Genomic DNA, 20,649 nt, shown 5'->3' with positions numbered 1-20,649 from the left:
TCAGTAGATGTCGCGGGCATAACGGCCCTGTTGCAGCAGCTCGCCGAGCCAGCTGTCGGCGTCCTCGATGGACAGCCCGCCGTGGCTGGCGATGATGTAGACCAGCGCCTCGTGCACGTCGCGCGCCATGTGGGTGGCGTCGCCGCAGACATACAGATGCGCGCCTTCGCGCAGCCACGCATAGAGCTCGCGCCCTTGTTCGCGCAGGCGCTGCTGCACGTAGACCTTGCTGGCGGAGTCGCGCGAGAAGGCCAGATCGAGCCGATCCAGCGCACCGCTGCGCAGCGCTTCCTGCCATTCGACCTGATACAGAAAATCCTGCTGGAAGTGGCGGTTGCCGAAGAACAGCCAGTTGCGCCCGCCCGCTCCGGTCGCCTGGCGTTCCTGCACGAACGCGCGGAACGGCGCGACGCCGGTGCCCGGACCGATCATGATCACGTCGCGGCTGCCATCGGCGGGCAGCCGGAAGCGCTCGTTCGACTCGACGAACACCGGTACCCGTACATCGTCGCCCGCGCCGGCCAGAAATGCCGATGCCGCACCGACATGGGCACTCCCATGCGCGATGTACTCGACCACCGCGACCGTCAGGTGCACCTCGTCCTGACCGACCAGCGCGGGGCTGGAGGCGATCGAGTACAACCGTGGTGTCAGCGGACGCAGTGCGGCCAGCAGTTGCGCGGGCTCCCACGCCACCGGGAACCGCCGCAGCAGATCGATCGGCTGGTGGCCGGCCAGCAGTGCCGCAAACGCATCTCTCTGCTCCGGCTGCAGCAGTCGCTGCAACTCGCCGGATCCGGAGGCGGCGGCCTGGGCGGCCACCAGCGGGCGGCTCAGCCGGGTGAGTTCACGCTCCTGACCGAGCCAGCGTGCCAACGGCAACCGCCGGCCGTCGTGCTCGATCTCGGCCGCACCATCGAGTTTCAGCGCCGACAGCCACTGCTCCACCAGCTGCGGCGGATTGCGCGGCCAGACCCCGATCGCATCGCCGGCCTCGTAGCGCAGGCCGGAGCCTTCCAGCGACAGCTCGACATGACGCAGGTCACGCGCGCTGTCGCGCGACACGATGCGCTGGTTTTCCAGCACGGCGGCCGCAAACGGCCGCTCGCGCGCATGCAGTGGACGCGGCGGCGCAGCGACCGCGTGCAGCGGGCTGGCGTGACGCGCCGGTGCGCCCGACCCGCTCAAGGCCTCGCGCGCGGTCTCCAGCGTGCGCGCCGACCAGGTGGCGGCCACCGTCTCGAAATCCACATCCGCCTCGCCCAGCTCGACGAAACGGGTGCCGCCCAGGGCGGTGAGCCGGGCATCCAGCTCGCGGCTCACCGCGCAGTATTTGGGATAGCTCGAGTCGCCCAACCCCAGCACGGCGAACTTCAGCTGCGGCAGCTTCGGCGCGCGCTTGCCGGCAACGAACTCGAAGAAGCCGATCGCGTCGTCCGGCGGGTCGCCGTCGCCCTGGCTGCTGATCACCACCACCAGGTAGCGCTCCTGCGCCAGTTCGCGCAGCGGGTAGGCGCCTGCCCTGAGCAGGCGCACCGGCAATCCGGCCGCCTGCGCGCGCTCCGCCAGCTGCTCGGCGACCCGGCGGGAGTTGCCGGTCTGGCTGCCGTAGACGATGCTCAATCGCTCGACCGGCTCCACCGCCGGGGTGGTCGCCGGCTCGCCTACCACGGCCAGTCCCGCGTGTGCCGGCAGGCGGGCCGCCTGTGCCGCGCTGTAGGCCGCGATCCAGTACAGGTCCGCCGGCGCCAGGCCGGCAGTCAGCCGGTTGAGCAGGGCCAGTTTCTCCGCATCGAGTGTCGAGGATGGCGGAATCGGTTTGAGTGCGGCATTCACGGCAGTTCCTTTTGGACGTCTTTACTTCTTGACGTCCATGCTATGAAAACTCCACTCGTCCGTGAAAACATATGTCGGCATGTCGTTATGCCCGCTCTTCATTTCTGCGCACGGTCGCCGCGGACAGATACTGCAGCCACCCGGACTGCCCGATCGACCTGCCCACGTGAGCGAGCTGCTTGTCTTCATTGCCGTCGGCGCCCTCGCCCAGCTGGTCGACGGCGCGCTGGGCATGGCCTACGGCGTGACCTCGGCCGGGCTGCTGATCGGCCTGGGCATGCCGCCGGTGGCGGCCAGCGCCAGCGTGCACTACGCCGAGACGTTCACCTGCGGGGCCTCCGGCATCAGCCATCTGCTGGCCGGCAACGTGCGCCGCCCGCTGTTCCTGGCCCTGGTCTTCCCGGGCGTGCTGGGCGCCCTGCTCGGGGTCCTGGTCGCGATCCACCTGCCGGCGGCCTGGATGCGCATGATCCTGACGCCCTACCTGCTCGGCATGGGCGTGTTCCTGCTGTTCCGGAGCAGCCGACCATCCGGCCTGCGCGACGACGTGCCACGCGGCACGGCACCGCTGGGGTTGCTCGCCGGCTTCGCCGACGCGATCGGCGGCGGTGGCTGGAGCGCGCTGACCGTCACCATCCTGCTCGCTCGGGGCTTGCCGCCCCGAGCGGTGATCGGCAGCGTGCATCTGGCCAAATGCGTGGTGAGTATCGCCGCCAGCGTGAGTTTCCTGCTCACCATCGGGGTCAGCCACGCCCCGGCTGTGCTCGGCCTGATCATCGGCGGCGTCCTGGCCGCGCCGTTCGGTGCGCTGTTCATCCGGCGCATCCCGGCCCGCGCGGCGAGCATGCTGGCCGGCATCGCGGTGCTCGCGCTGGGCGCCAACAATGCGTTCCACCTGTTTGCCTGAGGCTGCCCGGTTCCCGTCCGCGACCATTACAATGGCCGGATGACCACCACGACAGACCTCCCCATCGAAGTCCGCGGCAGCAGCACACGCCCGCTGGGCATGAGCCCGGCCCGGTTCCTGCGCGACTACTGGCAGAAGCGGCCCTTGCTGATCCGCAACGCATTTGCCGACTTCAAGCCGCCGCTGCAGCCGGACGACCTGGCCGGGCTGGCCTGCGAACCCGCCGCGCTGGCGCGACTGATCGTGCATGACGAAAAGCGCGACCGCTGGCAGGTCAATCCCGGTCCGCTGAGCGAAGCCGACTTCGCCAATACGCCGGACAGCCACTGGACCCTGCTGGTGCAGGACGTGGACAAATGGGATGCGGATGTCGCCGGACTGCTGCAGCACTTCAGCTTCCTGCCGAGCTGGCGGATGGACGACGTGATGGTCTCCTATGCCGAGCCGGGCGGCGGCGTCGGCGCCCATGTCGACCAGTACGACGTGTTCCTGCTGCAGGGACTGGGCCAGCGCCACTGGGCGATCAGCGACGACCCGATGGCCCCGAAGGAATTTCGCCACGATGTCGAGCTGAAGCAGCTGGCGCAGTTCGAGCCGACCCACGAGTGGCTGCTGGAACCGGGTGACATGCTGTACCTGCCGCCGGGTGTGCCGCACGACGGCGTTGCCTTCGGTGGACCGTGCATGACCTTCTCGATCGGCATGCGCGCACCTTCGCAGGCCGAATTGACCGGTGACCTGGCCGACCATATCGCCGAGCGCCTGCCGGAGGAACTGCGCTACGCCGATCCGGATCTGAAGCCGGCCAGGGCCACCGGCGAGATCGACCGCGCCGCGATCGATCGCCTGAGGGCGGCGCTGCCATTTGCCGCGGCGCTGGGCGACGACATGTTGCGCGACTGGTTCGGGCGCTTCATCACCCGTTACCGCAACGCGCAGGTGCCGGCGCCGCTTGAGAAGCCGCTGACCGACGCAGCACTGGCCAAACAGCTCGCTGCCGGCGCGCAGTTGCTGCGCCATCCGTGGTCACGGCTGGCGTGGACCACCGGCAGAACCGGTTGCACCTTGTATGTCAGCGGGCAGGCCTATCCGGCCACCGCCGCCCTGGCGCAACAACTGTGCGAGCAGCGTGCACTCAGCGTCGACCGTCCACTGGACGGCACCGAGCAGGGCTTGCTGCTGGCGCTGGTCAATGACGGCCACCTGCTGCCGCGCAGATCCCGTCGCCGCCGATGAAGCTGCAGAACTTCCATGTCGAGCTGGTCGACTGGTCTCGCGAAGATCAGCGCGCCGCCCTGCTCGAGTTGCGCCAGACGGTGTTCGTGCAGGAACAGGGCGTGCCCGAGGAGCGCGAGCGCGATGGCCTCGACGGCGACTGCCGGCATGTCCTGGCGCGAGACGATGCCGGCCAGCCGATCGGCTGCGGGCGGATCAGTCCGGCACACAAGATCGGGCGCATGGCCGTGCTGCAGACGTGGCGCGGCCAGGGTGTCGGACTGGCGCTGCTGCGCGAGTTGATCGCCCATGCGCGCGCCGCCGGCTGGCCCGAGGTGACGCTGGACGCCCAGGTCAGCGCGATCGGCTTCTACGAGCGCGAAGGCTTCATGGCGCATGGCGAGGAATTCGAGGATGCCGGCCTGCCCCATCGGGCGATGCGGCTGGCCCTGTCCCGCAGCGACGACAGGGAGGATCTGCCGCTGCATGACATCGGCGCCCTGCCCACCGGCACGCGCAGCGAAAGCGCAGCGGCGCGCCTGCAGTTGCTGGGGGACGCCCGCCACCGGCTGGCGATCTACCAGCCCATCCTCGGCAACGACAGCTACGCCAGCACGGAAGAGCTGGATCAGCTGCGGCGCATCGCGATTTCCGGCCGCGGTGCACAGATCCGGATCCTGCTGCACGATCCGGCCGGCGCCTTGCGCAACGATCATCGATTGATCGCACTGGCGCAGCGCCTGCCCAGCTCGATCCAGGTCCGCGTGCCGGTGGAGGAGGCCGACCTGGCCTACGTCTCGGCTTACCTGCTCAACGACGTCGGCGGCTATCTGTTCCTCCCCGAGGCAGATCGCCCGCAGGGTCGTGCCGCGCGCGACGACCGCGCCAGCCAGGCGCCGCTGCAGCAGCACTTCAACGAGGTGTGGGACCGCGCCGAACGCGCCAGCGTGCTGCAGACGCTGAATATCTGACCGGCATGGCCCGACCGGCTGAACAGCAGCTGGCCCGATGTTCGCGGGGTCGAACCCCTCCGGGACAACGGCAAACCCCATGAAACAGCAGAGTTCGATGCCGAGGGACGCCGCGCCGTCCGCCAGGATCGCCGCCAGCACTCGCTTCCACGCACTTTGTGGGTTGCCGCGTCGCGGCAGGCCAAGGGTATAATTGTCCGGATTCTCCCCAGTCATCCGTCAGAACGGTCAGTCGGGCTTGAAAACCGACTGAAAACCGCGATTTCCCTGGTCGCACAGATGACTGCAAGCATCCCTTCCCTGCCGGTGGTGACGTGAGTACAAACCTGATCCGCGAGTTCTTCGAATCTTCCCAACTCGCTGGCGGCAACGCCGACTACGTCGAATCCCTCTATGACGCCTGGCTGGCCGAACCCTCGGCGGTTCCCGCAGAATGGGCCAGCTATTTCGAATCCTTCAATGGCCGCGAATCGGGAGATGTCTCCCACCTCGCGGCCATTGCACGTATCGAGGCTGCCCAGAAGCAACGTCACAACGGTGCGGCTGCCGTTCCGATGAGCGACGAGCATGCGCGCAAGCAGGCTGGCGTATTGCGCCTGCTGACGGCCTATCGCTCGCGCGGCCACCTGGCCGCCGACCTCGATCCGCTGGGCCTCGCCGAAAAGATGCAGGCGCCGGATCTCGGCCTCGCCTTCCATGGCCTGAGCGATGCGGACCTGGATACCGAGTTCGATACCGGCAACTACGCCGGCACCGGCCAGCGGATGAAGCTGCACGAACTGCTGGGCCGTCTGCAGAAGACCTACGCCAGCACGATCGGCGCCGAGTTCATGCACATCAGCAACCACGAACAGCGCAACTGGATCTACAGCCGGCTCGAACAGCAGGCCGGCCGCAGCAGCCTGGACAAGGCCGGCAAGCAGCGGGTGCTCGACGGCCTCACGGCCACCGAGGGCCTGGAGCGTTACCTGCACACGAAGTACGTGGGCCAGAAGCGCTTCTCGCTGGAGGGCGGTGACAGCCTGATCCCGATGATCGATGACGTGGTGCGCGCCGCGGGCGACAACGGCATCAAGGAACTCGTGGTCGGCATGGCCCACCGCGGCCGCCTCAACATGCTGGTCAACATTCTCGGCAAGCCGCCGAAGACCCTGTTCGACGAGTTCGAGGGCAAATTCGAGCATCCCGACGACCCGGCCCATTCGGGTGACGTGAAGTACCACATGGGCTTTTCCGCCGACGTCAAGACGCCCAGGGGCAGCGTGCACGTGGCGCTGGCGTTCAACCCGTCGCATCTTGAGATCGTCAACCCGGTGGTCACCGGTTCGGTGAAGGCCCGCCAGACCCGCCGTCACGACACCATGCACCAGCAGTCGATGGCGGTCCTGATCCATGGCGACGCCGCCTTTGCCGGTCAGGGCGTCAACATGGAACTGTTGAACATGTCGCAGGCCCGCGGCTTCAAGATCGGCGGCAGCCTGCACATCGTGATCAACAACCAGGTCGGCTTCACCACCTCCAATCCGCAGGACGCCCGTTCGACCATGTACTGCACCGACCTGGCCAAGATGGTCAATGCGCCGGTGCTGCACGTGAATGCCGACGACCCCGAGGCGGTGATCGAAGTGACCCGGCTCGCCTACGACTTCCGCAAGCGGTTTCGCCGCGACGTGGTGATCGACCTGGTCTGCTATCGCCGCCATGGCCACAACGAGGCCGACGAACCGGCCGCCACCCAGCCGGTGATGTACAAGATCATCCGCAAGCGCCCGACCACCCGCGACCTGTATCAGCAACAACTGGTGAAGGAAGGCGTGCTGGCCGAAGGCGAGGCGCAGCAGCAGTTCGAGGCTTACCGCGATCGTCTCGAAGCCGGCGCGCCGATGACCGAACTGGACACCTCGCCATCGCGCGACGGCCATGTCGACTGGGCCCGTTTCCTCGGCGGCAAGCTGTCGATGCCGGTCGACACCCGCGTGCCCATGCAGAAACTGCAGGCGCTGGCCGGCAAGATCCTCACCCTGCCCGCCGACATGACGCTGCAGGCGCGCGTGGCCAAGATCTATGACGACCGTCGCAAGATGGCCGCCGGTGAACAGTCGGCCGACTGGGGCTTCGCCGAGAACCTGGCCTACGCCACCCTGATCGATGGCGGTCACAACCTGCGGCTGGTCGGCCAGGACTCCGGCCGCGGCACGTTCTTCCATCGTCATGCGGTGCTGCACGACCAGAAGGACGGCCACACCTGGATGCCGCTGGCGACCGTGCGCGATGGTGCCGATGTCGAGGTGATCGATTCGCTGCTGAGCGAAGAGGCGGTGATGGCGTTCGAGTACGGCTACTCCACCACCGACCCGGACACGCTCAATATCTGGGAAGGGCAGTTCGGCGATTTCGCCAACGGCGCGCAGGTGGTGATCGACCAGTTCATCAGCTCCGGCGAGGCGAAGTGGAACCGCCTGTGCGGCTTGGTGCTGCTGCTGCCGCATGGCTACGAAGGCCAGGGTCCGGAACATTCCTCCGCGCGCCTGGAACGCTTCCTGCAGTTGTGCGCGTTCGACAACATGCAGGTCTGCGTGCCGACCACGCCGGCGCAGGATTTCCACATGATCCGCCGGCAGATGCTGCGCAACGTGCGCAAGCCGCTGATCGTGATGACGCCGAAATCGCTGCTGCGGCACAAGCTGGCGGTGTCCTCGCTGGACGAGCTGGCCAACGGCAGTTTCCAGCTGGTGATCGGCGAACATCGCGAATTGGCAGCGAAGAAAGTCAAACGCATCGTGTTGTGCTCCGGCAAGGTCTACTACGACCTGCTGGAGGACGCCGAGAAGCGCGGGCTGACGGATGTGGCGATCGTGCGCGTCGAGCAGCTGTATCCGTTCCCGCGGCCCGAGGTCACGGCCGAGCTGGACAGGTATCCCGCCGCGAAGGAAGTGATCTGGTGTCAGGAAGAACCGATGAACCAGGGCGCCTGGTTCCAGATCCGCCACCATCTGCAGGCCTGCATCGGCAGCAAGCACAGCCTCTCGTACGCGGGGCGCGCGCGCTCGCCGGCACCGGCGGCTGGCCATTTCAATACCCATGTCGCCGAACAGGCGGCACTCGTCGAACAGGCGCTGACCGCGCCCGTCGGCACCGACCACTCTGCAGAATAAAGACACCCAAGGATCGCTATGTCCATCGAACTCAAAGTCCCCGTCCTGCCCGAGTCCGTCTCCGACGCCACCATCGCCAGCTGGCACAAGAAAGCCGGTGACGCGGTGAAGCGCGACGAGAACCTGGTCGACCTCGAAACCGACAAGGTGGTGCTGGAAGTCCCGTCGCCGGTCGATGGCGTGCTGAAGGAGATCCGGCATGAAGTGGGCGACACGGTGAACAGCGAGCAGATCATCGCGATCATCGAGGAAGGTGCAGCCGCTGCCGCGCCGGCGCCCGCGGCGAAGGAGGAACCGAAGGCCGCTGCCGCACCCGCACCCGCCCCCGCCGCGCCGAAGTCCGCCGGCAAGGGCAACGAGGATCTCTCGCCCGCCGGTCTGCGCGTGGCCACCGAAGAGAAGATCGATGCCTCCAAGGTTGCCGGCACCGGTCGCGACGGCCGGGTGACCAAGGAAGACCTGGTCAATTACGGCAAGAGTGGCGGCGCTCCGGCGGCCGCGGCGCCGGTAGCGAAGCCGACACCGGGCGCGCGTCCGGAAGAGCGCGTGCCGATGACGCGCATGCGCGCGCGCATTGCCGAACGCCTGATGCAGTCGAAGAACTCGATCGCGATGCTGACCTCGTTCAACGAGGTGAACCTGGCCGAGGTGGTGAAGATGCGCAAGGCGCTCGGTGACGCGTTCCAGAAGGAACACGGCATCAAGCTCGGCTTCATGAGCTTCTTCGTCAAGGCGGCCGCCGAGGCGCTCAAGCGCTATCCGTTCGTCAACGCCTCGGTCGACGGCAACGACGTGATCTATCACGGCTACCAGGACATCTCGATCGCGGTTTCCACCGACAAGGGCCTGGTCACGCCGGTGCTGCGTGACGTGCAGGACATGAGCTTCGCCGAGGTCGAGCAGGGCATCGCCGATTACGCCACCAAGGCGCGCGCGAACAAGCTGTCGCTGGACGACCTGCAGGGCGGCACGTTCACCATCACCAACGGCGGCACGTTCGGCTCGCTGCTGTCCACGCCGATCGTCAACCCGCCGCAGAGCGCGATCCTGGGCATGCACGCGATCAAGGAACGCGCCATCGTCGAGAACGGCCAGGTCATCGCCGCGCCGATGATGTACATCGCACTGTCCTACGACCACCGCATCATCGACGGCAAGGATGCGGTGCTGTTCCTGGTCGACATCAAGAACCAGCTGGAGAACCCGCAGCGCATGCTGCTGGGTCTTTGATCGCCGTCTCGGCGATCAAAAAATAGGTAACGGAGCTCTGGTGCCGGACGATTGTTGAAGCAACGCTTTTTGAGTTGCTTTCGCGCCACCAGGGCTCATATCTGCTGCATCTGCGAGCGCAGCTCGCCAGTATCAAGGAACGCACATGAGCGACAAATTCGATGTCATCGTCATCGGCGGCGGCCCGGCCGGCTATCACGCCGCCATCCGCGCCGCGCAGCTGGGCCTGAAGACCGCCGTGATCGACGCCTTCGTCGGCAAGGACGGCAAGGCGGCCCTGGGCGGCACCTGCCTCAACGTGGGCTGCATTCCATCCAAGGCGCTGCTCGATTCGTCCAAGCAGTTCTTCAACCTGTCGCACAACCTGCCCGCTCACGGCATCTCGGTGGAGAACGCCAAGGTCGACATGGCGACCTTCATCGGGCGCAAGGACAAGATCGTCAAGCAGTTCACCGGCGGTGTCGACCAGCTGTTCAAGGTCAACAAGATCGTCAGCTTCTTCGGCAAGGGCAAGCTGCTGAAAGGCAACCAGGTCGAGATCACCGGCAACGACGGCAGCAAGCAGACCATCAGCGCCACCAACGTGGTCCTTGCCTCCGGCTCGGTGCCGATCGAGCTGCCGTTTGCCAGGTTCGACGGCAAGCACATCATCGACAACGCCGGCGCGCTGGACATCGCGGACGTGCCCAAGCGCCTGGGCGTGATCGGTGCCGGCGTGATCGGCCTCGAGCTGGGCAGCGTGTGGAACCGGCTCGGCGCGAAAGTCACCATCATCGAAGCGCTGCCCGATTTCCTCGGTACCGCCGATGCGGATATCGCCAAGGTGGCCCAGCGCGAGTTCAAGAAGCAGGGCCTGGACATCAAGCTCAATGCCAAGCTCAGCAAGGCTGAAGTGAAGAAGGACGGCGTGCACCTGACCTACGCCGACAAGGATGGCGAGCAGAAGCTCATCGTCGACAAGCTGCTGGTGGCCGTGGGCCGTCGTGCCTACACCGACGGCCTGCTGGCCGACGACGTGGGCGTCAAGCTCGACGAGCGCGGGCGCATCGTGGTCGACGAGCATTGCCACACCGGCGTCGACGGGGTGTGGGCGGTCGGCGACGCGGTGCGCGGGCCGATGCTGGCGCACAAGGGCTTCGAGGAAGGCATGGCGGTCGCCGAGTGGATCGCCGGCAAGGCCGGTCACGTCAACTACGACACCATTCCGTGGGTGATCTACACCGAACCGGAAATCGCCTGGGCCGGCAAGACCGAGGCACAGCTGAAGGAAGAAGGCGTGCCGTACAAGGTCGGTTCCTTCCCGTTCGCCGCGATCGGTCGCGCCGTGGCGATGAACGAAGCCATCGGCCAGGTCAAGATGATCGCCCACGCCGAAACCGACCGCATCCTCGGCGTGCACATGGTCGGCCCGGGTGTGTCCGAGCTGATCGCCGAGTGCGTCGTGGCGATGGAGTTCAAGGGCTCGGCCGAGGACATGGCACGTATCGTCCATGCGCATCCGACCCTGTCCGAGGCCGTCCACGAAGCCGCCCTGGCGGTCGACAAGCGAGCGATCCACAAGGGCAACTGAGGCTCGTTGCAGCGCTCGGTCACGGCCCGCTCGTGGCAACATGGGCGGGCCGCTCTTTTTTGGAAATGAGTGAAGAGAAATGAGAACAGGAGTGATCAGCCTCTCTCTCGTTTCTGACTCCTCTCAACTCTCAACCCAGGTGCCCCATGCCCAAACCCACCGCCCTGTGCGTCTACTGCGGCTCCAGCAGCGGCAAGCATCCCGAATACGCCGAGCAGGCACGCGCGTTCGGCACCGAGATGGCCCGACGTGGCCTCGCGCTGGTCTACGGCGGCGGCAAGGTCGGCCTGATGGGCACCGTGGCCGATGCGGTACTGGCGGGCGGTGGCAGGGTGATCGGGGTGATTCCGCGCCAGCTGGTGGAGCTCGAAGTGGCCCATCCGGGCCTCAGCGAGCTGCAGGTGGTGGAGACCATGCATCAGCGCAAGACGCGCATGTATGAGCTGTCCGACGCCTTCGTCGCCCTGCCCGGCGGCTTCGGCACGATGGACGAGATGTTCGAGATGCTGACCTGGGCACAGCTGGGCCTGCATCGCTACCCCTGCGCGTTTCTCGACGTGCGGGGCTACTACAGCTCACTCGGCGCGATGATGGATCACATGGTCGGCGAGGGCTTCGTCAAACCGGGCCAGCGCGACAGCATATGGTTTGGCAAGGACATGACCCGGCTGTTCGACTGGATGGAGCGTTTCGAGGGCAGCTACATGCCCAAGTGGATCGACGACAGCAGCGTGAAGAGTTGATGCGCCCGACCGCCCGCCGGCCCCCATTCCAGAAGGAGTCGCCATGACCGCTTCCACCAACTTTCGCGCCTTTCGCATCCACAACGACGACGCCGGCTACCGCGCCGGCATCGAGACCATGACCACCGACATGTTGTCCGCGGGGGAGCTGCTGGTGCGGGTCGCCTACTCGTCGGTCAACTACAAGGACGCACTGGCTGGCACCGGCAAGGGCCGGATCCTGCGCAGCTACCCGCTCAACGGCGGCATCGACGTGGCCGGTCACGTGATGGCCTCCACCGATCCCGCATTCAGGGAAGGCGACGCGGTGCTGTGCACGGGAAGCGGCCTGTCGGAAACCCGCGACGGCGGCTATGCGCAGATCATCCGCCTGCCGGCGGCGTGGACCATTCCGCTGCCCTCGGGCCTGAGCCTGCGCGAGAGCATGATCATCGGCACGGCGGGGTTCACCGCCGCGCTGGCGCTGCTGCGCATGCAGGACAACCGGCAGACGCCGGCACAGGGACCGATCGCCGTGACCGGCGCCAGCGGCGGCGTGGGCATGCTGGCGATCGACATCTTCAGCCGCGCCGGTTACCAGGTGCACGCGATCAGCGGCAAGGCCGGACACTTCGATTTCCTGCGCGACCTGGGCGCCACCGAATGCGTCGATCGCCATCGACTGGCCTTCAGCGGCAAGCCGATCGACTCCGCCCGTTTCGGCGGCGCGCTGGACAATGTCGGCGGCAGCATGTTGAGTGGCCTGCTGCCGCTGATCAGTCCCTACGGCAACGTGGCGATCTGCGGCAATGCCGGTGGGGTCGAATTCGCCGGCACGGTGATGCCATTCATCATTCGCGGTGCGAGCCTGCTGGGGATCGCCTCGGCCGGCACCGCCCGCGACATTCGCGACGACATCTGGCGGCACCTTGCCAGCGACTGGAAACCGCGGCACCTGGATCGGATCGCCACCCGCGAAATCGGCCTCGACGAACTGCCCGGAATATTCGAGCGCATGCTCGCCGGCGACTCGTTCGGGCGCACCCTGGTACGCATCGACCACACGGTTTGACGAAAGCGTGCTTGGAAGTACCATCGTCACGGCTTAGAATCAGCACAACTCGCAGGGAACCTTTACCTTATGGCACGCATCCTGATCGTCGACGACTCGCCGTCGCAATTGCTGGGCATCAAGCGAATCGTCGAAAAACTCGGGCATGAGACGCTCTCTGCCGAAGACGGTGCCGCCGGTGTCGAGGTAGCCAAGCAGGAAAAGCCCGACCTGATCCTGATGGACGTGGTGATGCCCAACCTCAACGGGTTCCAGGCCACCCGCACGATCAGCAAGAATGCCGATACCGCCCATATCCCGATCATTCTGGTGACCACCAAGGATCAGGAGACCGACAAGGTCTGGGGCATGCGCCAGGGCGCCAAGGCCTATGTGACCAAACCGATCAAGGAAGAGGAACTGGTCAAGGCGCTGAATGAGTTCCTGCCTCACTGAGCAGCCACGGCTGCCGGACACGCAGAAACGGCGCCCTTCGGCGCCGTTTCTGCGTGTGGATCTCCCGATCAAGCGCGCGGGTTGTAGTCCTTGAATTGCTCGTGCAGCGCGGCATAAGAGGCACGCTGCGCATCGGTATCCGCCACCGGGGCGCGGATCGACAGCTCCACCAGCTGATCTCCCGGATGCGCGCCCGGCATGCCGCGTCCCTTCAGACGCAGCTTGCGCCCCGACTGTGAACCGGGCGGAATGCGCAGATCGACGGTGCCCGCCAACGTCGGCACCGGCACCGTGGCGCCCAGTGCAGCCTCCCACGGGGTGATCGGCAACACATGCACCACGTTGCGCCCGTCCAGGCGGAAGCGCGCATCGTCGCGTACCCCCACCTCCAGCAGCAGGTCGCCGTTCGGCCCGCCGGCCATGCCGCCCTGCCCCTGCCCGGACAGGCGAATCACCTGCCCCGGCTGGATGCCGGCAGGAATCTTCACCTCCAGCACGCGCTCGCCACCGGAGGGATCATGCATCGCCAATCGCGTGCGGCCCCCGTTGAAAGCCGTCTGCAGGTCGATCTGCACCGACGCCTGCACATCCTGGCCACGGCGCGGCCGCGGCTGGCCGCGATGATGGCCGGCCGCGCCACCGCGACCGAACAGGCTCTCGAAGAAGTCGCTGAAATCACCTTCCCCGGCATCGCCGAAGCCCTGACTGTGTCCCTGCCAGCCCGGCGGTGGCCGGAACTGCTCACCCTGTCGGTAGCCACCGGAACGCAGCTGATCGTAGGAACGCCGCTTCTCGGCATCCTTGAGCACTTCATTGGCCTCGTTGACGGCCTTGAATTTCTCTTCGGCGCCAGCCTCCTTGTTCTTGTCCGGGTGGAATTTCCGCGCCAGCTTGCGATAGGCCGCCTTGATCTCGGCCTCGCTGGCATCCGGCTTGACACCCAGGATTTCGTAATAATCTTTGAATTCCACGCAAGCTCCCGATCACTGGCATCGCACAGCACAAGGCTGCGGTCCGCAGCGGGTCATTATCCACTGCGGACCGCGCATTGATACAGCGTAGCGATTACCCGGCGGTATTGATGGTAATCCTCCGCGGCGTCGTTTCCGGCTTCTTGGGAATCGAAATCTCAAGCACACCGTGCCTGCCGTGGGCGCTGATGCCATCGGCATCGGCGCTCTCCGGCAACGCGAAGCGGCGATGGAAAACTCCGTAGACCCGCTCCTGGCGGGTCAGCTTGCCGCTGTTTTCGTCATTGTCGACCTTGCGCTCGCCCTTGATGGTGAGAATGCTCTTGTCCATGCTCACCTCGATCGAGGCGGGGTCCACGCCAGGCACATCGACCAGGATCACGAAGCGCTTGTCCTCCTCGCGGATATCCACCCGCGGCGCCCACTGACTGGTTTCCACAGTCGACTGGTCGCTCTCGTCCGGGACGAAAAAGCGGCTGAAGGCCCGCCGGAAATCCTCGGGCAGACCATGGTCCGGGTTCCAGATGGAATGACGGCTCAGATTCATCTCGCTGTCTCCTCGTTTGATTGCGGTGCCACCACCGCCTGCACGGGAAAATATGTGCTCCTCCGGTCGATTCAAGGCGACAGCGTATGGTCGGGCGAATTAGCATGCCCGGATATCCCCATCCCCAACCGAGATCGGCATGAGCATCCAGCCTGGTGAAACCCTCCCCGACATCGCCATCCAGGTCATCGACCGGGAGACCCGATCGCACCAGACCGGCGCCCTGTTCGCGGGGCGCAAGGTCCTTCTGTTCGGGGTCCCCGGCGCGTTCACGCCGACCTGCTCGAACAAGCACCTGCCCGGTTACGTAGCGCACTTTCCCGAGTTCCAGGCGCGCGGTATCAGCGTGATGTGCCTGGCCGTCAACGACGCCTACGTGATGCAGGCCTGGGCTGCCGCGCAGCAGGTGCCCGCCGGCCTGCTGATGCTGGCCGACGGCAATGCCAGCTTTACCCGCGCGCTCGGCCTGGAACTGGACGGCACCGCGTTCGGCATGGGTTTGCGGGCGCGCCGCTTTGCGCTGTATGCCGAAGATGGCGTGGTGCGGTTGTTGCAGGTCGAGGCGCCGGGCGAGCTGCGCGTCTCCACCGCCGAGGCGATGCTGGCGGCCATCGACGGCTGAAGCCGCGCGGGAAACCGGCAAAGAAAAACCCCGGCATGACCGGGGTTTTTCTCGTTCAGGTCACGACCCGGACTTACTCTTCGCCAGTGGTCTGCTCCTCGGCAGCGGCATCATCGCCCGCGGGAGCAGGCGCATCGACGACCTCGCCTTCGATATCGTCGCCGTTGTCCTCTTCCGCATCCAGCCGCATCACGCTGACCAGCGTTTCGTCGGCGGGCAGGCGGATCAGGGTGACGCCCTGGGTGTTGCGGCCGAGCTGGGAGACTTCCGCCACGCGGGTACGCACCAGCGTGCCCTGGTTCGAAATCAGCATCAGCTCGTGCGCCTCGGTGACCTGCACCGCACCGACCAGCGCGCCGTTGCGCTCGGAACACTGGATGCCGATCACGCCCTGGGTACCACGGCCCTTCTTGGTGAACTCGCCCAGCTCGGAACGCTTGCCGTAACCCCGCTCGGTGGCGGTGAGGATGTCGCCCTCGGCGGCCACGATCAGCGAGACCACGTGCGCATCCTTGGCCAGTCGCATGCCACGCACGCCGGCCGCGGTACGGCCCATCGAACGCACGGTGTTCTCGTCGAAACGATTGACCTTGCCGTTGGAGGCGAACAACAGGATGTCGCTGTTGCCGTCGGTGAGCTCGACATTGACCAGCGCATCGTCATCGTTGAGCCTGATCGCGAGCTTGCCCTTCTGCAGCTGGAACGCGAATTCGGTCAGCGGGGTCTTCTTCACCGTACCCTGTCGGGTCGCGAAGAACACGAAACGATCTTCGCCATATTCGCGGATCGGCAACACCGCCTGCACCTTCTCGCCCTCGCCCAGCGGCAGCAGGTTGATGATCGGCTTGCCGCGCGCGCCCGGGCCCGCCTCGGGAATCTGGTAGACCTTGAGCCAGTAGACGCGGCCGGTGCTGGTGAAGGTCAGCAACGTGTCGTGGGTATTGACCACCCACAACTGCTCGACGACGTCTTCGTCCTTCAACGCCGAGGCCGAACGGCCCTTGCCGCCACGACGCTGCGAACGGTAGGTGCTGGCCGGCTGGCGCTTGACGTAGCCGGTGTGCGACAGGGTGACCACCATGTCTTCCGGCGCGATCAGGTCGAGTACGTTGAGGTCTTCCTGCGAATGCTGGATCTCGGTACGGCGGGCATCGCCGAATTCGGCCTTGACCGCATCCAGTTCGCCGCGGATCACCTCGAGCAGGCGCCCGGGGTTCTCCAGGATCTCGATCAGGCCGCGAATGGTCTCCAGGATCTGGCGGTATTCGTCGGAGAGCTTTTCCTGCTCCAGCCCGGTCAGGCGATGCAGACGCATCGCCAGGATTTCCAACGCCTGCGCCTCGGACAGCTGGTAGCCGTCGTCCTTCAGGCCATCGCGCGGATCCATCTCTTCCGGACGCGACGACTCGGCGCCCGTGGCCGAGAGCAAGGCACGCACCAGACCGGCTTCCCAGCGCCGCGAGACCATGCGCTCGCGCGCCTCGGCCGGCGAGGCGGACGTCTTGATCAGCTCGATCATCTCGTCGATGTTGGCCAGCGCGACGGTCAGGCCTTCGAGGATGTGCGCGCGGGCACGTGCCTTGCGCAACTCGAAGATGGTGCGGCGGGTGACCACTTCGCGGCGATGCCGGATGAACGCCTCGAGGATGTCCTTGAGGTTCAGCAGACGCGGCTGGCCGTCCAGCAAGGCAACCATGTTGATGCCGAAGGTGACCTGCAACTGGGTCTGCTGGAACAGGTTGTTCAGCACCACGTCGCCCATCGAATCGCGACGGATCTCGATCACGATGCGCATGCCGTCCTTGTCGGATTCGTCGCGCAGCTCGCTGATGCCCTCGAGCTTCTTTTCCTTCACCAGCTCGGCGATCTTCTCGATCAGCCGCGCCTTGTTCACCTGGTACGGCAGCTCATGGACGATGATCGTCTCACGACCGTTCGCCTCGGTTTCCACCTCGGCCCTGGCGCGCACCAGGATGCGCCCGCGACCGGTGCGATACGCCTCGATGATGCCGGACGAACCGTTGATGATGCCGTAGGTGGGGAAATCCGGCCCCGGGATGTACTGCATCAGCTCTTCGATGCCGAGCGTCGGCTCGTCGATCAACGCGATCGTCGCCGCGATCACCTCGTTGAGGTTGTGCGGCGGGATGTTGGTGGCCATGCCCACCGCGATACCGGCCGAACCGTTGATCAGCAGGTTCGGCACCCGCGACGGCAGCACCAGCGGCTCGCGCTCGCTCTCGTCGTAGTTGAATCCGAAATCGACCGTGTCCTTGTCGATGTCGGCCAGCAGCTCATGGGTGAGCCGCGACATGCGCACTTCGGTGTATCGCATCGCGGCGGCGTTGTCACCGTCGACCGAGCCGAAGTTGCCCTGGCCATCGACCAGCATGTAGCGCAGCGAGAACGGCTGCGCCATGCGCACGATCGCGTCGTATACCGACTGATCGCCATGCGGATGGTATTTACCGATGACGTCACCGACCACGCGGGCCGATTTCTTGTACGGCTTGTTCCAGACATTGCCCAGTTCGTTCATCGCGAACAAGACGCGGCGATGCACGGGTTTCAGGCCATCGCGGACATCCGGGAGGGCGCGGCCCACGATCACGCTCATGGCGTAATCGAGATAGCTCTGACGCATCTCGTCTTCGATGTTGACGCGAATGATTTCTTTGGCGAGTTCTGCCATTGATCGGCTTCCCTGTGGACGAAAAAAGGGCGCTGGCGACGCGCCTCAAGCGCATGCGCAAGCGACCCGAAATCAACCTGAGGAGTGTACCACGTAGCCCGTCAAAATGACAGGATTTAGCTCTTTGAAATCAAGAGCTTATGACGACACCTTGGGGCGCTTGAAAAGCATCCCGCGGGCTGTCGAAAAATTGACCAGTGCCGCCACCGCCGACCCGGCCGCGGCGGCCAGTGCCGGCCAGCGATGCAACCATGGAAAGCGCAGCAGGAGCAACGCGTAAACCCCGTAATTGACCAGCGCACCGACGCCCATCAGTCCCAGCCAGTGCAGCCATTCCGCATGCGCCGCACGATCGCTGCGGCGATCGGAAAAGGTATAGCTGCGGTTCCACCACCAGGTCACCGTTGCGGCGACCAGGAACGAGAGCACGCGGGCAAGGTACGGATTCCAGCCGGCCATGCCCACCAGGGCCTGCACGATCGTGGCATCGACCAGCAGGCCGAGCACGCCGCCCACTGCGAACAGGGCGATTTCGCGCGAAATCTTCAGCATCCGAACATCGCCTGCATCGCGATGCTGTTCGGCCGCTCGATCACCCCGCGTTCGGTGACGATCGCGTCGATCAATTCCGCCGGCGCCACGTCGAACACCGGGTTCCACGCCTTTGCGCCCTCGACCACGGTACGCACTCCGGCGGTAGCGAGCAGTTCAGCCGGGTCGCGGAATTCGATCTCGATCGCCTCGCCATCCCCGGTCGCCATGTCGATGGTGGATGACGGCGCCACGACCATGAATTTCACCCCGTGGTACTTCGCCGCGATCGCCAGCTGGTAGGTGCCGATCTTGTTCGCCGTGTCGCCATTGGCGGCAATCCGGTCGGCACCCACGATCACCCATTGCACTGCACCGGATTTCATCAGATGGGCGGCGGCCGAGTCGGCAATCAGCTGCGCCGGAATGCCGTCGCGTACCAGCTCCCACATGGTCAGCCGCGCGCCCTGCTGCCACGGCCGGGTTTCGCCGGCGTAGACCCGGGCAATCCGACCTGCCGCCACGCCGGCACGGATCACCCCGAGCGCGGTGCCATAGCCGGCGGTCGCCAGCGAACCGGTATTGCAGTGGGTCAGCACGCCCGAGCCGGGGGCGATCAGCGAGGCGCCCAGTTCGCCCATGTGGCGATTGGCCGCCAAATCCTCGTCCTGGATCGCCTGCGCCTCGCGTTCCAGCGCCGCGGCATCCGCACCTGCGGCGATGCGCCGGTTCATCCGGTCCAGCGCCCACATCAGGTTCACCGCGGTGGGGCGCGCCGCGCGCAGCATGGCAAGGGCCGGTTCGAATGCAGCAGCCTGCTGCGCCGCCATCACCACGCCCCAGGCCGCAGCGATGCCGATGGCCGGCGCGCCGCGGACGGCAAGATCGCGAATCGCCTGGGTGACCTGCGCGGCATCGCGGCAATCGATCCAGCTTTCCTCACCGGGTAGCCGGCGCTGATCGAGCAGCCGCAGATGGTTGCCCTGCCACTGCACGGCGCGGATGGAATCGTGGGCTTCGGAGGAATGGGTCATCCGCACATTATCGCCTGCCGTGCGTGGATTGCACACGGCAGACGAGCACGCACCCGAGCGGATTCAGGCGCGCTGGCGCAGCCACTGATGGATCGCCGGCGGCACTTCGCGTTGTGCGCGACCGGACACATAGATGCCGATATGGCCACCCTTGAACGCCAGCGGGGTGTAATCGCTCGTGCCCACGTGCTTGCCCAGCGCACGTGAGGCATCCGGCGGCACCAGGTGATCCTGCTCGGCGAAGATGTTCAGCACCGGCTGGGTCACCATGCCCAGATCCACCGGCTTGCCACCGATTTCCAGCGTGCCCTTGAGCAGCTTGTTGCCCTGGTAGAAATCCTTGATGAATTGCCGAAATGCCTCGCCGGCCTGATCCGGCGAATCGAAGATCCAGCGTTCCATCCGCAGGAAGTTCTCCAGCTCCGCCGGGTTGTCGAGGATATCGACCATGCCGATGTATTTCTGCTGGTTCAGCCGCACCGGTTTCAGGGTCAGGTAGACATAGTTCATCAGCCCGGCGGGGATGTTGCCCATCGTGTCGACGAACTGATCCACATCGAGGTTGCGGCACCAGTGCGACAGCATGTTGTCCGGTGTCTGGAAATCCACCGGCGTGACCATGGTGATCAGGTTCTTCACCTTGTCCGGATGCAGTGCGGCATAGCACAGCGAGAACGTGCCGCCCTGGCAGATCCCGAGCAGGCTGATCGCGTCCAGCTCATGCCGCTGGCGCACCACGTCGACACAACGGTCGAGATAGCCATTGATGTAATCGTCCAGGGTCAGCCAGCGATCGGCACCGTCCGGATAGCCCCAGTCGATCAGGTAGACGTCCTCGCCCTGTTCCAGCAGGTTGCGCACCATCGACCGATCGGCCTGCAGATCGGTCATCCAGACCGTGTTGACCAGCGCGTACACGATCAGCAACGGGGTCTTCGAGGTCGGCTTGCCGTGACCGGTGAAATGCCACACCTTCAGCTTGTCCTCGCTGTAGACCAGTTCGCGTGGCGTATTCGCGTATTCCGGCTCGCGCATGCTGCGCAGATGGCCCATGCCAGCGGCAAGTTTGCGCTGGAAGGCGGCGATATCGCCCAGGGCCTTGGCCGGGTCGATGCGCAATGGCGTGTACATGGATCAGG

The 20,649-nt window shown here is 65.7% G+C and carries 17 protein-coding genes; 10 read left to right on the top strand and 7 right to left on the bottom strand.

Annotated elements, in window-relative coordinates; genetic code table 11:
* Window positions 1-1,836 carry an assimilatory sulfite reductase (NADPH) flavoprotein subunit gene (locus ACFPPA_RS07170; RefSeq protein WP_377318677.1) on the bottom strand — a complete coding sequence of 612 codons (1,836 nt, stop codon included), beginning with the start codon at window positions 1,834-1,836 and terminating at the stop codon, window positions 1-3.
* A 166-nt stretch (window positions 1,837-2,002) separates the two neighbouring features.
* On the opposite strand from ACFPPA_RS07170, the gene ACFPPA_RS07165 reads away from it, so the two are divergent.
* From ACFPPA_RS07165 to ACFPPA_RS07125, 9 genes are all read left to right on the top strand, one after another.
* Window positions 2,003-2,743: a sulfite exporter TauE/SafE family protein gene (locus ACFPPA_RS07165; RefSeq protein ID WP_377318675.1), complete on the top strand. Its 741-nt coding sequence runs from the start codon at window positions 2,003-2,005 to the stop codon at window positions 2,741-2,743.
* A gap of 39 nt (window positions 2,744-2,782) precedes the next feature.
* Complete coding sequence (locus tag ACFPPA_RS07160; protein WP_377318672.1) at window positions 2,783-3,979, top strand: JmjC domain-containing protein; 1,197 nt, start codon at window positions 2,783-2,785, stop codon at window positions 3,977-3,979.
* Window positions 3,976-4,929, top strand: a complete 954-nt coding sequence (locus ACFPPA_RS07155) for a GNAT family N-acetyltransferase (protein WP_377318670.1) — start codon at window positions 3,976-3,978, stop codon at window positions 4,927-4,929. The genes ACFPPA_RS07160 and ACFPPA_RS07155 overlap by 4 nt, the downstream gene beginning before the upstream one ends.
* A gap of 314 nt (window positions 4,930-5,243) precedes the next feature.
* A complete protein-coding gene (locus ACFPPA_RS07150) occupies window positions 5,244-8,084 on the top strand; it encodes a 2-oxoglutarate dehydrogenase E1 component (protein WP_377318668.1) in 2,841 nt (946 codons plus the stop codon).
* Window positions 8,085-8,102: 18 nt separating this feature from the next.
* Window positions 8,103-9,314, top strand: coding sequence for a 2-oxoglutarate dehydrogenase complex dihydrolipoyllysine-residue succinyltransferase (gene odhB / locus ACFPPA_RS07145; protein WP_377318666.1), 1,212 nt, complete (start codon window positions 8,103-8,105; stop codon window positions 9,312-9,314).
* A 145-nt stretch (window positions 9,315-9,459) separates the two neighbouring features.
* Window positions 9,460-10,884 (top strand): dihydrolipoyl dehydrogenase, encoded by a 1,425-nt coding sequence (gene lpdA / locus ACFPPA_RS07140; protein ID WP_377318664.1) that lies wholly within the window; start codon window positions 9,460-9,462, stop codon window positions 10,882-10,884.
* Window positions 10,885-11,030: 146 nt separating this feature from the next.
* On the top strand, window positions 11,031-11,627 hold the full coding sequence (locus ACFPPA_RS07135; RefSeq protein WP_377318662.1) for an LOG family protein: 597 nt from the start codon (window positions 11,031-11,033) through the stop codon (window positions 11,625-11,627).
* A 43-nt stretch (window positions 11,628-11,670) separates the two neighbouring features.
* Complete coding sequence (locus ACFPPA_RS07130) at window positions 11,671-12,678, top strand: acrylyl-CoA reductase family protein (protein ID WP_377318660.1); 1,008 nt, start codon at window positions 11,671-11,673, stop codon at window positions 12,676-12,678.
* 69 nt (window positions 12,679-12,747) lie between these two features.
* Window positions 12,748-13,113, top strand: a complete 366-nt coding sequence (locus tag ACFPPA_RS07125) for a response regulator (RefSeq protein ID WP_377318658.1) — start codon at window positions 12,748-12,750, stop codon at window positions 13,111-13,113.
* Window positions 13,114-13,181: 68 nt separating this feature from the next.
* Here the strand turns inward: ACFPPA_RS07125 and ACFPPA_RS07120 are convergent, their stop codons facing one another.
* Together ACFPPA_RS07120 and ACFPPA_RS07115 are read right to left on the bottom strand one after the other, a co-directional pair.
* On the bottom strand, window positions 13,182-14,084 hold the full coding sequence (locus tag ACFPPA_RS07120) for a DnaJ C-terminal domain-containing protein (protein ID WP_377318656.1): 903 nt from the start codon (window positions 14,082-14,084) through the stop codon (window positions 13,182-13,184).
* Window positions 14,085-14,178: 94 nt separating this feature from the next.
* Complete coding sequence (locus tag ACFPPA_RS07115; protein ID WP_377318654.1) at window positions 14,179-14,631, bottom strand: Hsp20/alpha crystallin family protein; 453 nt, start codon at window positions 14,629-14,631, stop codon at window positions 14,179-14,181.
* 139 nt (window positions 14,632-14,770) lie between these two features.
* Between ACFPPA_RS07115 and ACFPPA_RS07110 the strand changes: the two genes are divergently transcribed.
* Window positions 14,771-15,253 carry a peroxiredoxin gene (locus ACFPPA_RS07110; RefSeq protein ID WP_377318652.1) on the top strand — a complete coding sequence of 161 codons (483 nt, stop codon included), beginning with the start codon at window positions 14,771-14,773 and terminating at the stop codon, window positions 15,251-15,253.
* 73 nt (window positions 15,254-15,326) lie between these two features.
* Here the strand turns inward: ACFPPA_RS07110 and gyrA are convergent, their stop codons facing one another.
* The 4 genes from gyrA to ACFPPA_RS07090 form a co-directional block, all read right to left on the bottom strand.
* Window positions 15,327-17,945 (bottom strand): DNA gyrase subunit A, encoded by a 2,619-nt coding sequence (gene gyrA / locus ACFPPA_RS07105; protein WP_377318650.1) that lies wholly within the window; start codon window positions 17,943-17,945, stop codon window positions 15,327-15,329.
* 138 nt (window positions 17,946-18,083) lie between these two features.
* Entirely contained in the window at window positions 18,084-18,497 is a 414-nt protein-coding gene (locus ACFPPA_RS07100) for a GtrA family protein (protein WP_377318648.1), read from the bottom strand.
* Window positions 18,491-19,510 carry an S-methyl-5-thioribose-1-phosphate isomerase gene (gene mtnA / locus ACFPPA_RS07095; RefSeq protein WP_377318646.1) on the bottom strand — a complete coding sequence of 340 codons (1,020 nt, stop codon included), beginning with the start codon at window positions 19,508-19,510 and terminating at the stop codon, window positions 18,491-18,493. Before mtnA ends, ACFPPA_RS07100 begins: the two co-directional genes overlap by 7 nt.
* 63 nt (window positions 19,511-19,573) lie before the next feature.
* Complete coding sequence (locus tag ACFPPA_RS07090) at window positions 19,574-20,641, bottom strand: class III poly(R)-hydroxyalkanoic acid synthase subunit PhaC (RefSeq protein ID WP_377318644.1); 1,068 nt, start codon at window positions 20,639-20,641, stop codon at window positions 19,574-19,576.
* Between the last annotated feature and the right edge of the window lie 8 nt (window positions 20,642-20,649).

Source organism: Rhodanobacter ginsengisoli, from assembly GCF_042657065.1.
Taxonomy (GTDB): domain Bacteria; phylum Pseudomonadota; class Gammaproteobacteria; order Xanthomonadales; family Rhodanobacteraceae; genus Rhodanobacter; species Rhodanobacter ginsengisoli.
Note: the sequence above shows the minus strand (reverse complement) of the source record. Positions and strands in the feature narration are given on the sequence as shown.

What these genes read in the sequence shown, in the direction of transcription:
- ACFPPA_RS07160 (WP_377318672.1), top strand. Translation starts at nt 2,783, where the DNA reads ATGACCACCACGACAGACCTCCCCATCGAAGTCCGCGGCAGCAGCACA.
- ACFPPA_RS07155 (WP_377318670.1), top strand. Translation starts at nt 3,976, where the DNA reads ATGAAGCTGCAGAACTTCCATGTCGAGCTGGTCGACTGGTCTCGCGAA.
- odhB (WP_377318666.1), top strand. Translation starts at nt 8,103, where the DNA reads ATGTCCATCGAACTCAAAGTCCCCGTCCTGCCCGAGTCCGTCTCCGAC.
- lpdA (WP_377318664.1), top strand. Translation starts at nt 9,460, where the DNA reads ATGAGCGACAAATTCGATGTCATCGTCATCGGCGGCGGCCCGGCCGGC.
- ACFPPA_RS07135 (WP_377318662.1), top strand. Translation starts at nt 11,031, where the DNA reads ATGCCCAAACCCACCGCCCTGTGCGTCTACTGCGGCTCCAGCAGCGGC.
- ACFPPA_RS07130 (WP_377318660.1), top strand. Translation starts at nt 11,671, where the DNA reads ATGACCGCTTCCACCAACTTTCGCGCCTTTCGCATCCACAACGACGAC.
- ACFPPA_RS07125 (WP_377318658.1), top strand. Translation starts at nt 12,748, where the DNA reads ATGGCACGCATCCTGATCGTCGACGACTCGCCGTCGCAATTGCTGGGC.
- ACFPPA_RS07115 (WP_377318654.1), bottom strand. Translation starts at nt 14,631, where the DNA reads ATGAATCTGAGCCGTCATTCCATCTGGAACCCGGACCATGGTCTGCCC.
- ACFPPA_RS07110 (WP_377318652.1), top strand. Translation starts at nt 14,771, where the DNA reads ATGAGCATCCAGCCTGGTGAAACCCTCCCCGACATCGCCATCCAGGTC.
- gyrA (WP_377318650.1), bottom strand. Translation starts at nt 17,945, where the DNA reads ATGGCAGAACTCGCCAAAGAAATCATTCGCGTCAACATCGAAGACGAG.
- ACFPPA_RS07100 (WP_377318648.1), bottom strand. Translation starts at nt 18,497, where the DNA reads ATGCTGAAGATTTCGCGCGAAATCGCCCTGTTCGCAGTGGGCGGCGTG.
- mtnA (WP_377318646.1), bottom strand. Translation starts at nt 19,510, where the DNA reads ATGACCCATTCCTCCGAAGCCCACGATTCCATCCGCGCCGTGCAGTGG.
- ACFPPA_RS07090 (WP_377318644.1), bottom strand. Translation starts at nt 20,641, where the DNA reads ATGTACACGCCATTGCGCATCGACCCGGCCAAGGCCCTGGGCGATATC.